At 69.0% G+C, this 13,887-nt stretch carries 11 protein-coding genes and 1 tRNA gene; 10 read left to right on the top strand and 2 right to left on the bottom strand.

All coding sequences use genetic code 11. The features are described 5' to 3' along the window. Nucleotides 1-51: 51 nt before the first annotated feature. A tRNA-Arg gene (locus tag JL108_RS14165) sits at nucleotides 52-125 on the bottom strand. A 142-nt stretch (nucleotides 126-267) separates the two neighbouring features. Next, nucleotides 268-852: a hypothetical protein gene (locus tag JL108_RS14160; RefSeq protein ID WP_205198871.1), complete on the bottom strand. Its 585-nt coding sequence runs from the start codon at nucleotides 850-852 to the stop codon at nucleotides 268-270. 89 nt (nucleotides 853-941) lie between these two features. Between JL108_RS14160 and JL108_RS14155 the strand changes: the two genes are divergently transcribed. The 10 genes from JL108_RS14155 (at nucleotide 942) to secA (ending at nucleotide 13,836) form a co-directional block, all read left to right on the top strand. Beyond that, nucleotides 942-2,111: a PrsW family intramembrane metalloprotease gene (locus tag JL108_RS14155; RefSeq protein ID WP_205198870.1), complete on the top strand. Its 1,170-nt coding sequence runs from the start codon at nucleotides 942-944 to the stop codon at nucleotides 2,109-2,111. Between the two features lie 38 nt (nucleotides 2,112-2,149). Next, nucleotides 2,150-3,580: an adenosylhomocysteinase gene (gene ahcY / locus JL108_RS14150; protein WP_205198869.1), complete on the top strand. Its 1,431-nt coding sequence runs from the start codon at nucleotides 2,150-2,152 to the stop codon at nucleotides 3,578-3,580. Between the two features lie 2 nt (nucleotides 3,581-3,582). Further along, on the top strand, nucleotides 3,583-4,299 hold the full coding sequence (gene mtrA, locus JL108_RS14145) for an MtrAB system response regulator MtrA (RefSeq protein ID WP_205198868.1): 717 nt from the start codon (nucleotides 3,583-3,585) through the stop codon (nucleotides 4,297-4,299). 3 nt (nucleotides 4,300-4,302) lie between these two features. After that, a complete protein-coding gene (gene mtrB / locus JL108_RS14140) occupies nucleotides 4,303-5,841 on the top strand; it encodes an MtrAB system histidine kinase MtrB (RefSeq protein ID WP_205198867.1) in 1,539 nt (512 codons plus the stop codon). Beyond that, nucleotides 5,838-7,511 (top strand): GerMN domain-containing protein, encoded by a 1,674-nt coding sequence (locus JL108_RS14135; RefSeq protein ID WP_205198866.1) that lies wholly within the window; start codon nucleotides 5,838-5,840, stop codon nucleotides 7,509-7,511. The genes mtrB and JL108_RS14135 overlap by 4 nt, the downstream gene beginning before the upstream one ends. Before the next feature lie 194 nt (nucleotides 7,512-7,705). After that, nucleotides 7,706-8,398 carry a phosphoribosyltransferase family protein gene (locus JL108_RS14130; protein WP_205198865.1) on the top strand — a complete coding sequence of 231 codons (693 nt, stop codon included), beginning with the start codon at nucleotides 7,706-7,708 and terminating at the stop codon, nucleotides 8,396-8,398. A gap of 49 nt (nucleotides 8,399-8,447) precedes the next feature. Further along, nucleotides 8,448-9,077: a ribosome hibernation-promoting factor, HPF/YfiA family gene (gene hpf, locus JL108_RS14125; protein ID WP_205198864.1), complete on the top strand. Its 630-nt coding sequence runs from the start codon at nucleotides 8,448-8,450 to the stop codon at nucleotides 9,075-9,077. Nucleotides 9,078-9,141: 64 nt separating this feature from the next. Further along, on the top strand, nucleotides 9,142-9,825 hold the full coding sequence (locus JL108_RS14120; protein WP_246065147.1) for a response regulator transcription factor: 684 nt from the start codon (nucleotides 9,142-9,144) through the stop codon (nucleotides 9,823-9,825). Between the two features lie 3 nt (nucleotides 9,826-9,828). Continuing rightward, nucleotides 9,829-11,076 carry a DNA glycosylase AlkZ-like family protein gene (locus tag JL108_RS14115; protein WP_307837275.1) on the top strand — a complete coding sequence of 416 codons (1,248 nt, stop codon included), beginning with the start codon at nucleotides 9,829-9,831 and terminating at the stop codon, nucleotides 11,074-11,076. Between the two features lie 21 nt (nucleotides 11,077-11,097). Continuing rightward, entirely contained in the window at nucleotides 11,098-13,836 is a 2,739-nt protein-coding gene (gene secA / locus JL108_RS14110) for a preprotein translocase subunit SecA (RefSeq protein WP_205198971.1), read from the top strand. Nucleotides 13,837-13,887: the final 51 nt, after the last annotated feature.

The raw sequence follows: 13,887 nt of genomic DNA, 5'->3' as shown, positions 1-13,887 counted from the left end.
GGGTGCGCAAAGGACCCTCATGGACGACAGGCGGACGCTACGGCCACTGAGCGCCCCCGGCAGGACTCGAACCTGCGACCTAGAGATTAGAAGGCTCTTGCTCTATCCAGCTGAGCTACGGAGGCCAGGCGATAACAGCGTAGCGCCGCCCCGCCTCCGGTCGACGACGCCCTGTCCCGATGACGCCGTGATGAGGGCGGCACCGCACTCGGCCGCGGTCGATGGCGCGGATCGGCCGTCGAGGCGCGAGCGCTCCCGCCTGGCGGTTCATGACCAGGCGCCGCCGATGACGAACCGTCCGCTGCCGGCGATCGGGGCGAGATTCGCCTGGACGCCGATCTCCAGGTCGCCGAACTGCGCGGACGGCGAGGAGAACACGATCCGCTCGGTCTGCTCGGGCGGTGCTTGCTTCACCTCTGCTGTGAAATCGGCGACGAGATCGGGCGAGGATCCGAGCTGATCGACGATGCTCCGCAACTGCCCGTCCAGCACCTCGGGCTCCACCGTCGCGCCGCGTATGCCGACGGTGAAGTTGTCGCCGTCGGCACCTCGGAACCGCGAGAAGGAGATGAGCGGCGCCTCGACCCGGAGCTGCTCGTCATCGGAGAATCTCAGGACGATCGTCCGCGGCTCGTCGGTGCGGTAGATCCCCGCCGAGCTCTCCGCGACGATGCCGAAGGCGGCGTCACTCGGCGGGCCACTCAGATCCCAGGTCTCCACATCTCCGTCGATCTGGCGAGCGATCGGCTCGGGTCGGTCCGGCTCGTCACCCCCGCGTTGCGTCACCGTCACACATCCGAGCAGGCACGTGAGCGAGACGAGGACCAACAGCGCCGCGGCCCGCTTGACCATGGTCATCACCCCCTGCCATCGTCCGTCTGGTGGCACTGATCGGCACGCTCGAGCCACCGGTGTCTCCCTCACACCCTAGGGTGGAGCGCGTGAGTGTCTACCCTCCCGTGACGGCGCCGCGTTCGCGCTATCGACCTCAGCGCGGACGTCTCGTCCTGGTGGTGCTCACCTGGATCACCGCCGTGCTCGGCGCGGTGGCGGCGGTGTTCTTCGCCGCGCAGGCCGGCGACGTCCCCGGAGCCACGCTCGCCGTCGTCTTCGCGCTCTTCCCGCTTCCCCTCGTTCTGTGGGCGTACTGGTGGCTCGACCGGGTCGAGCCCGAGCCCTTCCGCTACAAGGGCGCCGCCTTCGTCTGGGGTGCCGTCGTCGCGGTCGCCATCTCGCTGGCATTGGAGTCCGCCGCCTCGATCTGGCTGGACGTCTCCGACGAGGTGCTCACCGCGGTCGTCGCCCCGATCGTCGAGGAGAGCGCCAAGGGTGCGTTCCTCGTGCTGACCCTGCTGCGTGCGCGCCGGATCATCGACGGCGTGCTCGACGGTCTCATCGTGTCCGGCCTCGTCGCGATCGGCTTCGCCGCCGTCGAGAACCTCGGGTACTACGCCGTGAGCTATCTGGGGATCGGCGACGGCCCGCAGCAGCTCGCCGGGCCGGGTGGAGCCACGGCCACCTTCGTCGTGCGGGGGCTCTTCAGCCCCTTCGCGCATCCGCTGTTCACCTCGGCGATCGGTATCGCGATGGGCCTCGCCGTCGGTCGCCGCAGCCGGACCGTCCGCATCCTGCTGATGATCGGCGGCCTGCTGGCCAGCATCCTGCTGCACGCGCTGTGGAACGGATCGCTCGTCATCGGCGGCGGAGTCGGTTTCCTGCTCGTCTACCTCGTGCTCGCGGCCCTGCTGGTGGGCCTCGGCGTGCTCGCGATCGTGTTGCGGCAGGGCCAGCTGACCACGCTGTGGAAGTCGCTCTCCTACGCCGCGTCCTATCGCGGTTGGCTGCACCCGGCCGAAGTGCCCTTCCTGGTCAGCTTCAGCAGGCGCCGCGCGGCGCGCACCTACGCCAAGATCCACCGTGGCAAGCCCGGCGCGAAGACGGTCCAGGAGTATCAGCGGCTCGCCACGCGTCTCGGCTTCCTGCACGATCAGGTGATGCGGGGCAAGGCCCCGGCCGACGGCGTCGACCGGGTCTACGCGGTACTCGACGCGATGGACGCGATCCGCCCGCAGGTGCTGCTTCCCCCGGCTCTGCCCCCAGGCATGCGCTGATTGTTCTTCTGTGGGGCCCTCTCGTTACGATGGCCATCATGGATTACCGCGTTGCAGACCTGTCACTGGCCGACTACGGCCGCGCTGAGATCACCCTCGCCGAGAACGAGATGCCGGGCCTGATGGCCATGCGCGAGCGGTACGGCGCGAGCAAGCCGCTGGCCGGTGCGCGGATCGCCGGATCGCTGCACATGACGATCCAGACCGCGGTGCTCATCGAGACCCTCGTCGAGCTCGGCGCCGAGGTGCGCTGGGCCAGCTGCAATATCTTCTCCACGCAGGATCACGCCGCCGCCGCGGTCGTCGTCGGCAAGGACGGCACCCCCGAGGATCCCCAGGGCGTCCCGGTCTTCGCCTGGAAGGGCGAGACCCTCGCCGAGTACTGGGACCTCGCCGAGCAGATCCTCGTGTGGCCCGGCGACGAGCTGCCCAACATGATCCTCGACGACGGCGGCGACGCCACGCTCCTGCTGCACAAGGGCGTCGAGTTCGAGAAGGCCGGCAGCGTCCCCTCGCCGGACACCACCGACAACGCGGAGTTCAAGGAGGTCCTGCGGGTCCTCGGTCGCTCCCTCGAGGCCGACCCGGGCCGCTGGACCAAGATCGCCGCGAGCATCCAGGGGGTCACCGAGGAGACCACCACCGGCGTGCTGCGCCTGTATGAGCGTTTCAAGGACGGCACTCTGCTCTTCCCGGCCATCAACGTCAACGACTCGGTCACCAAGAGCAAGTTCGACAACAAGTACGGCTGCCGCCACTCGCTCATCGACGGCATCAACCGCGCCACCGATGTCCTCATCGGCGGCAAGGTCGCGGTCGTCTGCGGCTACGGTGATGTCGGCAAGGGCTGCGCCGAGTCGCTGCGCGGCCAGGGCGCCCGGGTCATCGTCACCGAGATCGACCCGATCTGCGCGCTGCAGGCCGCCATGGACGGCTACCAGGTCGCCACGCTCGAGTCGGTCGTCGACATCGCCGACATCTTCGTCACCACGACGGGCAACTTCGACGTCATCCGCGTCGAGCACTTCGAGAAGATGAAGCACCAGGCGATCGTCGGCAACATCGGCCACTTCGACAACGAGATCGACATGGCCGGCCTGGAGAAGGTCGACGGCATCGTCAAGAGCGAGGTCAAGCCCCAGGTGCACACCTGGACGTTCCCCGACGGCCGCGTGATCATCGTGCTGTCCGAGGGGCGCCTGCTCAACCTCGGCAACGCCACGGGTCACCCGTCCTTCGTGATGAGCAACTCCTTCACCAACCAGGTGCTGGCGCAGATCGAGCTGTTCACCAAGGCCGATCAGTACGAGCTGGGCGTCCACGTGCTGCCCAAGCACCTCGACGAGGAGGTCGCCCGCCTGCACCTCGCCGCCCTCGGCGTCGAGCTCACCGAGCTGAGCAAGGAGCAGGCCGATTACCTCGGCGTCGACGTGGCCGGTCCGTACAAGTCGGACCACTACCGCTACTGACGATGGCCACCTCGAGCGGGAGCTTCCGCCGGTCCAAGCGCGACCGGGTCCTCATCGTCGACGACGACCCCGCCCTGGCTGAGATGCTGGGCATCGTCCTCGACGGTGAGGGCCTCCGCTCGGAGGTCGTCTCGAGCGGCACCGAGGTCCTGACGGCTTTCGAGCGATTCCGTCCGGACCTCGTGCTGCTCGATCTCATGCTCCCGGGCATGGACGGCATGCGTGTGTGCCAGCAGATCCGGCAGACCTCCGAGGTGCCGATCATCATGCTGACGGCCAAGGCCGACACACCCGATGTCGTCGCCGGACTCGAGGCGGGGGCCGACGACTACATCACCAAGCCCTTCCGCAATGTCGAGCTGGTCGCGCGCATCCGTGCCCGGCTCCGGCGCATCGGTCCGGCCACTCAGCCCATCGAGTTCGGCGACATCCGCGTCGACCCCGTGTCCCACCAGGCCACGCGGGCCGGCAAGCTCCTGCCGCTCACCCCCTTGGAGTTCGACCTGCTGGCCTGCCTGCTGAGCGATCCGTCGCAGGTGTTCACGCGCGAGGTGCTGCTCGAACGGGTGTGGGGCTACCACCACCCCGGCGATACCAAGCTCGTCAATGTCCACATGACCCGGTTGCGTTCCAAGATCGAGGACGATGCGGACAACCCCCGCATCATCCGGACGGTCCGCGGCGTCGGCTACCAGGCGATCGACCCGACCGAGGGATAGGGCGTGGCTCCCCGCCCGCGGATCCTGGGGCTCTGGCGGCGATCGATCCGCTTCCGTGTCGTCGTCAGCACCTTGGTTCTCACCTCGGCGATCGTGATCCTCACCGGTTGGGCGCTGCTCGGCGCGATCGCCGAGGGCCTCGCCGAGAGCCGTAAGGACATCGCGGTCGCGGAGGCGCGGGCCGGCTTCGATCTCGCGCAGTCCGAGCTCGACGCCTCCGTCGACGCCGATGTCACGGCGCAATCGCAGACCCTCACCCAACTGGTCGACGGGCTGGCCGCGACCCGGGGCGAGAGCCGTACCTACGAGCTGGTGCTCGAAGGACCCCTCACGGCGGACGAACAGGATGCCCCGGTCAGGACATCGGGGGCCATCGCGCTGAGCGATCTCCCCGCCTCGCTCGTCGAGCGTGTCCGTTCCGCCCCCGGGATGGCCTGGCAGTACGAGGAGCTGCCGCTGTTGGGCCAGGGCCCGACGCCCACCGTCGTGGTGGGCAGCCAGCTCGCCGTCCCTGGATCCGGCGACAGCTATGCGCTGTTCTACGTCTTCTCGATGCGCGAGCAGCAGCAGACCCTCGGCCTGGTCGGGCGGGCATTGCTCGCGGGCGGCAGCGTCATGGTGCTCATGGTCGGCTTCGTGGCGTGGCTCGTCGCCCGCCAGGTGGTCGACCCGCTGCGGCTCGCGCGACGCACGGCCGAGCGATTCGCCGCCGGGCATCTCGAACAGCGCATGCACGTGCACGGCAAGGACGACATCGCCCGCCTGACCAAGTCCTTCAACCAGATGGCCGAGAGCCTGCAGAGCCAGATCCGTCGCCTGGAGAATCTCTCGCGGGTCCAGCAGCGGTTCGTCTCCGATGTCTCGCACGAGCTGCGGACACCGCTCACCACCGTGCAGATGGCCGGCGACATCCTCTACAGCGGACGCTGGCGCTTCGACGCCCAGAGCCGGCGATCCGCTGAGCTCCTGCACGCGGAGCTGGAACGATTCGAGTCCCTGCTCTCGGACCTGCTCGATCTCAGCCGCTTCGACGCCGGAGCCGCGCAACTGGAGCTGAGCCGGGTGGACCTCAGCGACTTCGCCTGGACGGCGTCGCAGGACGAGAGCTTCGCCCGGGCCGGGATAGCGGTGGCGCCACGAGGCCACGAGGTGCCCGCCATCGTCCCGGCCGACCCGCGACGCGTGGATCGCATCGTGCGCAACCTCACGGCGAACGCGGCCAAGTACAGCGGTGCCGACCGGGTCGACATCATCGTGGCGCAGAACGACGATGTCGTCTCCCTCTCGGTCCGCGACAACGGCGTCGGCCTGGACCCTGAGGGGGTGCGCCGGGTCTTCGACCGCTTCTGGCGTGCCGATCCGGCCCGCACCCAGGGCGGGACCGGTCTGGGGCTGGCGATCGCCCGCGAGGACGCCGCACTGCACGGAGGGGTCCTCGACGTGTGGTCACAGCCCGGTGAAGGGGCGGAGTTCATCCTCACGCTGCCCAAGGAGGGCTGTGTCGTCCGGGAGGCGGCGCTGACGTCGGTGTTCGACCGATGAGCCGGCGTCTTCTCGTGGCCGTGCTGCTGGGGATGGTCATCACCGCCGGCTGCGCGGGCATCCCCAGGACCGGACCGGTGCACGAGGTGGAGGGTGATCAGGGGCTCGGCGAGAGCACCGCCCGCTACATCCCGGCCGGCCCGGCGCCCGGAGGGACGCCCGAGCAGATCGTCAGCGGCTACCTGGAGGCGATGCTCGCCTACCCGGTCAGCTACGCGACCGCGAGCGAGTTCCTGACCAGCGAGGCGGCCGATGGGTGGCGGCCGTCCGAGCGGACCGTCGTCTACAGCGAGCCGCGCCTCTCGGAGTCCCGCGCGGGAACGGAGGGCACCGCCGTGGTGGCGTCGAGCTGGAAGAGCGTCGCCGACCTCGACCGGCGGGGGCACTTCGCGGCAGGGGAGGGCCGCGCCGATTTCGAGTGGCATCTCATCCTCGAGGACGGTCAATGGCGCATCACCGACCCGCCCTCGGGGACGCTGGTGACGCAACGCCACTTCGAGGACTACTTCCGGCCCTTCGACATCTACTTCCTGGACGGGTCCGGCACCCGCGTCGTGCCTGACCCGGTGTTCCGCGTGGTGGGCGATCAGCTGGCGACCGGCCTGCTGACCAGCTTGGCGCAGGGCCCTGACGACACGATCGCCGCCGAGGTCCAGTCGAGGGTCCCCGGGGTGGAACGTACACGCCGGTCCGTGCCGATCGACTCCGACAGGGTCGCCGAGGTGGAGTTCACGATCGGACTGCGCGACCTGTCGACGGAGGAGCGCGCACAGCTGGGTGCCCAACTGGCGTGGACGTTGAGCGGGGCTCCGCGAGTCGGCGCGGTGCGCATCGTCGGCTCTGACGGTGCCTTGGCGATCGGCGGAGAGGTGCGTCAGTCAACGAGCGGCTTCAGCGATTACGCCCCGGCAGCGGGCGATCCGCGGGTCGCGGTGGTCACGGACGGCCGGCTGCGACGTGTGGACGCCGACTCCCAGCGCGCGATCGCGGGCGTCAGTGATATCGGTGACGCGGTCGCGGTCGCCGCCACGAGCGAGCTCGGCGCGGTCGTCGATCCGGGGCGGACGACCATGCGGATCCTCGGCGCGGGCGACCCCCGGACGATCGCCAGCGAGGAAGGCTTCCTGTCGCCGGTGATCGACCGTGACGGTCGCGTCTGGGCCGCGGATGCCGCCGGCGTCCGGCTCGTGACCGACGACGAGGTCGAGGACGTCGCGGCCCCCGACTGGCCGCCGGACACGACCTCCTTCGCGGTATCTCCCGATGGGGCCCGCTATGCGGTGACGGTCGGTACCGGCGGCGATGCCCGGGTGCTGGTCGGTGCCGTCGTCGAGGAGGAGGGCACGAGGCTGGGGGCGCCGGAGCCCGTGGCAATGGCCGGGGTCTCGCAGATGCGGTCGATCCAGTGGGTCACCGGCACGCGCCTGGCGATGCTCGCCGACGGCGCCGCGGGCGAACAGGTGTACTCGGTGCGCATCGACGGCTCGGGGCTCACGCCCTCGCTGCCCGGGTTGCCGACGCTGCTGCCGCGGATCGAGCCGGTGGCGCTCGCGACCTCCACCGACAGCGATCCGCGGGTGTATGTCCTCGACGAGGGGGGCGATGTGCGGGTACTGACGCCTCGCGGCTGGACGAAGGTGCCCGTCGAGGAGGTCGTCGCCATCGGCTGACCGTCCCGACCCGTCTCCCGATCCCCTGGGCGGTGAGTAGGCGTCCGTTCGCGGTCACTGGCGGTGGGCGAGCGTCCGTTCGCTGGTAGGGAATGGACGCTGACGCACCGCCTCGGCCGGTCCGCGCGCGAGCTTTCGTGGGTTGTCCACAGGGACGGGTCGACAGCGCGCCGAGGTGCTCGGATGATGACCAGATGCGCGTGGGGTGGGGTGCGGCGCTCGCCGATCTGGTGATCGGCGCCGACTGCCCCGGCTGCGGGCGGGTGACGCTCGGCCTGTGCCCGTCCTGTCGCCGTCTGCTCCGCCCGCAACCCGCCGTGGTCCCTCTCGAGCCCGACACCCTGACCGTGGTCGCCTCCGCTGCCTACAGCGGCACCGCCGAGCGCGTCGTGCGGCGCTGGAAGGACATCGGTCACACGCAGACCGCGAGCTGGGCCGCGCACGCGCTCGCCGCGTCGGTCGCCTTCCACGGCGCGCCGGAGCCCTTGCTCGTGCCGGTCCCGGCCACGCGGCGCTCGCGACGGCGACGTGGAGGCTGGCTCGTCGCCGAGCTGGCGGCCGAGGCAACCGCCGTGCTCGCCGGTGTCGGGGTCCGAGCGGAGGTCGCGCCGCTGGCCCGGCTGGTCCGCCAGCCGGCCGACCAGCGCCGGCTCGGGGTCGTCGAGCGTGCCCGCAACACGCGGGGAGCGTTCGCGGCGCGCCCGGCCCCTCGCGGGCGGGAGGTGCTCGTGGTCGACGATGTCGTCACGACGGGGTCGACCCTTCGCGCGGTCGCCGCCGCGCTCGAGCGCGCGGGAGCCGACGTGGCGGGTGCGGCCGTCGTGGTGGCGACCCCGCCGCCGCATCCGCATCGTGTCCCACTGGTGGACGAGCCCGCGGGCGGCTAACGTCGAGACAGGGCGAAGATGCTCGTCCGGTCCGAACGAGGAGGCTCCCATGGAAATCGTCGTCAAGGGTCGTAACAGCGAGATCTCGGATCGTTTCCGAGACCACGTGGCCGAGAAGCTCCACAGGATCGAGAAGTTCGACCCTCGGCAACGCATCACCCGCACCGAGGTCGTGGTGACGCACGAGAAGAACCCCCGTGACCCGGCGACGGCGGCCAAGGTCGAGATCTCCGTTCACTCGCGCGGACCCATCGTCCGCGCGGAGGCCGTCTCCGGCGACCAGCACTCCGCACTCGACATGGCGATGGATCGCCTCGCACGCCAGGTGCGCAAGGCGGTGGACCGCCAGCGAGTCCACCGCGGCCAGCAGCGGCCGACCTCGCTGTCCGAGGCCACGGCCGACATCCCCGACTCGCTGCTCGACGAGCTCAGCGGGACCGACACCGCGGGCGACGGCGACCCCAGCCCCATCGAGGTCCAGGGCGATGGACCGCTCGTGGTGCGCGAGAAGACCCACGACACCGCGCCCATGACGCTCGACCAGGCGCTCTACGAGATGGAACTCGTCGGTCACGACTTCTACCTGTTCATGGAGAAGGACTCGATGCAGCCCTCGGTGGTCTACCGACGCCGCGGCTACGACTACGGCGTCATCCACCTCGACGTCAACGAAAGCTGATGTGGGCGGGGGCCGAACGCGCGTCGGCCCCCGCACCGCCCTGATGAAATGGCATGATGCGACTGTGAGCCAACCCACTGATGAGACGCCCTCGCGCTCGGATGCCATCCGGGTGCTGCTCGTCGACGACCAAGAACTGTTCCGTCGCGGAGTGACGATGGTTCTCAGCTCCGATGTGGATCTGGAGATCGAGGACGTCGACGACGGCGACGCCGCGCTCGAGCGGATCGCCGAGGAGCCCTTCGACGTCGTGCTGCTCGATGTCCGCATGCCGGGCCGCAGCGGCGTGGAGATCTGCGGGGCCATCAAGCAGATCGCGCCGTCGACCGGCATCATCATGCTCACCGCGAGCGACGAGGAGGCCGACCTCTACGAGTCGGTCAAGGCGGGTGCCTCGGGATACCTGCTGAAGGACGGGTCGACCTATGAGCAGGTCGGAGAGGCCGTCCGCGTGGTGGCCAACGGCCAGTCGCTCATCAGCCCGAGCATGGCCACCAAGCTGCTCGAGGAGTTCGTGCACATGTCGCGCGGTGCCGCCCCGGCCACCACGCTCACGCCGCGTGAGCTGGAGGTGCTGCGCCTCGTCGCCCACGGCAAGAGCAATCGCGATATCGCCCAAGAACTGTTCATCAGCGAGAACACCGTCAAGAACCACATCCGCAATATCCTGGAGAAGCTCCAGATGAAGTCGCGGATGGAGGCCGCGATGTTCGCGGTGCGCAGCAAACTCATCGACGACGTCCTCTGACGCGTGGCTCCCCGTCCGCTGCCGACGGCGCAGGCGCGGAGGATCGCGCTGGCCGCCCAGGGCTTCACCGCCCCGCGCCCGTCCGGGCCGGTGACGATGCGGCACCTGTCCGAGACGGTCCGCCGACTCGGTTTCTTCCAGATCGACTCCGTCAACGTCCTGCAGCGCGCGCACTTCATGCCCCTGTACTCCCGTAGGGGCCCCTACGACGTGGAACTGCTCGCTCGGGCCGCCGAACGGCGACCCCGCCGGGTCTTCGAGTACTGGGCCCACGTCGCGACCTATGTCGATATCGGGCTCTTTCCCGCGATGCGCCACCGCATGGTCGAGCGGCGCGGGATGTGGGGATCGATGTCGAGGGTGGCCGAGGAGCGCCCCGAACTGGTCGATCAGGTCCTGCGCGTCGTCGGCGAGAACGGTCCGATCACCGCGCGTGAGACCGAGGCACTGCTGCACGGCGCCGTCGAGCGGGACCGATCGCACTGGGGCTGGAACTGGTCGGAGACCAAGAAGGCGCTGGAGTATCTGTTCTTCATCGGCGAGATCAGCGCCGCTCGCCGCAACTCGGCCTTCGAACGGGTCTACGACCTGACCGAGCGGATCATCCCGGCCGATGTCTACGCCCGTCCCGCCCTCGATCACGCGGACGCGCATCGTGAACTGGTCGAGCACGCTGCCCGCGCGCTCGGGGTCGCGACGGAACCCTGTCTACGGGACTATTTCCGGACCGCTCCGGCGCCGACGCAGCGAGCGGTGGCGGAGCTGGTCGAGGACGGCACCCTCTCGCCGATCGCGGTGCAGGGGTGGGACCGCCCCGCCTATCTGCACGCCGAGGCCCGTCGGCCACGGCGCGTCGAGGCACGTGCCCTCCTCAGCCCCTTCGATCCGCTGGTCTTCGAACGCACCCGGGCCGAGCAGATCTTCGACTTCCGCTATCGCATCGAGATCTACGTGCCCGAGGCCAAACGGCGGTACGGCTACTACGTCCTGCCGTTCCTGCTGGGCGATCGTATCGCCGGACGCGTCGACCTGAAGGCCGACCGCGCGGCCGGCTTCCTCGACGTGATCGGTGCGTGGGCCGAGCCGGACGCGCCCGCCGATGTCGCCCTCCAGCTGGCCGAGGAACTGCGCACACTGTCCGCCTGGCTCGGTCTGGACGACATCCGCGCGCCCCGGCGCGGCGACCTCGCCGGAGCCCTCACATCGGAGCTTCGTGGCGAAAGCGTTGGGCTCACCACCGTCAACCTCTAGGATGGCCAGGTGCCGAAGATCATCGACAAGATCCTCCGCGCGGGCGAAGGCAAGATCGTCCGCCGCCTGGAGGCCATCGCCCAGCAGGTCAACGCGATCGAGGACGACTTCTCCGCGATGACCGACGACGAGCTCCGTGCGATGACCGCGGAGTTCCGCGAGCGGCTCGATGACGGTGAGACGCTCGACGACCTGCTGCCCGAGGCCTTCGCCACAGTGCGGGAGGCCTCCTCGCGGGTGCTGGGGCAACGTCACTTCGATGTCCAGGTCATGGGCGGTGCCGCGCTTCATCTCGGCAACATCGCCGAGATGAAGACCGGTGAGGGCAAGACCCTCGTCGCGACCCTTCCGTCCTATCTCAACGCGCTGTCCGGCGATGGCGTCCACGTCGTCACGGTCAACGACTATCTGGCGCGGTTCCAAGCGGAGTGGATGGGCCGCATCTACCAGTTCCTCGGGCTCACGGTCGGCGTGATCGTCGCCGGGCAGACGCCCAAGGAGCGCAAGGAGCAGTACGCCGCCGACATCACCTACGGCACCAACAACGAGTTCGGCTTCGACTACCTGCGCGACAACATGGCCGACTCGCTGGAGAACTGCGTCCAGCGGGGCCACAACTTCGCGATTGTGGACGAGGTCGACTCGATCCTCATCGACGAGGCGCGCACGCCGCTCATCATCTCCGGTCCCACCGAGGACGAGGTCAAGTGGTACGCCGAGTTCGCCCGTCTGGTCGACGGCATGCGCATCGACGAGCACTACGAGGTCGACGAGAAGAAGCGCACCGTCTCGGTGGGGGAGAAGGCCATCGACGTCGTCGAGGACAAGCTCGGCATCGACAACCTCTACGACGCCGTCAACACCCCGCTCATCAGCTTCCTGAACAACGCCATCAAGGCCAAGGAGCTGTTCCGCCGCGACAAGGACTACGTCGTCATCGAGGGTGAGGTGCTCATCGTCGACGAGCACACCGGCCGCCTGCTCGCCGGGCGCCGCTACAACGAGGGTCTGCACCAGGCCATCGAGGCCAAGGAGAACGTGCGGATCCGCGAGGAGTACCAGACCCTCGCCTCCATCACGTTGCAGAACTACTTCCGGCTCTACGACAAGCTGTCGGGCATGACCGGTACCGCCATGACGGAGGCGGCCGAGTTCGACAAGACCTATGAGCTCGGGGTCGTGCCGATCCGCACCAACAAGCCGGTACGGCGTGACGACCTCGCCGACCTGGTGTATCGCACCGAGGAGGCCAAGTTCAACGCGGTGGCCGAGGACATCGCCGAGCGCCACGCCGCCGGGCAGCCTGTGCTCATCGGCACCACCAGCGTGGCCAAGAGCGAGCGGGTCGGCGCATTGCTCACCAAGCTCAACATCCCGCACAAGGTACTGAACGCCAAGCACCACGAGAGCGAGGCCGCGGTCGTGGCTCAGGCGGGCCATCGCGGCGCGGTGACCGTGGCCACGAACATGGCCGGCCGTGGTACCGACATCATGCTGGGCGGCAACCCCGAGTTCCTCGCCGACCAGGCGCTGCGCAAGAAGGGCCTCGATCCGCTGGAGGACTCCGAGGCGTACGAGGCCGAGTGGCCGGCGATGGTCGAGCACTTCGAGGCCGAGGTCGCCAAGGAGAAGGATGCGGTGCGCGAGGCGGGTGGACTGGCCGTCATCGGCACCGAGCGTCACGAGTCCCGCCGCATCGACAACCAGCTGCGTGGCCGTTCCGGGCGTCAGGGCGACCCCGGCTCGACGCGCTTCTACCTCTCGCTCGAGGACGACCTGATGCGGCTGTTCAAGGCCGACTGGGTCAACTGGATCCTGCAGACCATGAAGATCCCCGACGACGTGCCGATCGAGAACAAGCGCGTCACCGGGGCGATCGCCTCGGCCCAGGCACAGGTCGAGTCGCAGAACTTCGAGACCCGCAAGAACATCCTCAAGTACGACGATGTCATGAGCCGCCAGCGCGAGGTCGTCTATGCCGAGCGCCGCCGGGTGCTCGATGGCGAGGACCTGCAGGCGTGGATCAGCCAGATGGTCAGCGATGTGACGGCCGCGTACGTCGACGGCGCCACCGAGGGGCCGGTCGATGACTGGGATCTCGATCAGCTCACGACGGCTCTCAAGACCCTGTACCCGGTGTCCATCGATCCGCACCGGCTGGCCGAGGAGAGCGGCGGAGCCGAGAAGCTGGACCGGGAAGCTCTCAAGGCGCGGGTGGCCGAGGATGCTCAGCGGGCCTACGCCGAGCGTGAGGCCGAGCTCGGTGAGAAGGTCATGCGCGAGCTCGAGCGGCGTGTCGTGCTCAGCGTGCTCGATCGCAAGTGGCGCGAGCATCTCTACGAGATGGACTACCTGCGCGAGGGTATCGGCTTGCGTGCCTATTCTCAGCGCGATCCGCTCATCGAGTACCAGCGCGAGGGCTTCGACCTGTTCAACGCCATGATGGACGGCATCGCCGAGGAGTCGGTGGGCTATCTGTTCAATGTCGATGTGCAGGTGGAGGCGCCGACCTCCGATTCCGAGCAGATGGCCCTGCAGGCCAAGGGCCTCGGCGTCCAGTCGGCGGCTCCCGCACAGTTGCAGTACTCGGCACCGGCCGAGGACGGCAGCGAGGTCGCGACCCGCGGTGGTACGCCGGCCGAGGCCGAGGCAGCCGCTGACGACGAGGACGCTGAGGAGAAGTCCCGCCAGGCCAAGCAGAAGGCCAAGGCCCGGCAGAAGTCCAAGCAGCAGCGGCAGTCGCGCAAGCGCAACCGCTGACCCCCGTCGGGCGGTGACTTACGCACCCCTCGTTTTGCTGGGCGGTGACTT

This window comes from Aeromicrobium sp. YIM 150415 (genome assembly GCF_016918125.1).
Taxonomy (GTDB): domain Bacteria; phylum Actinomycetota; class Actinomycetes; order Propionibacteriales; family Nocardioidaceae; genus Aeromicrobium; species Aeromicrobium piscarium.
This window is presented reverse-complemented; position numbering and strand designations above follow the sequence as displayed.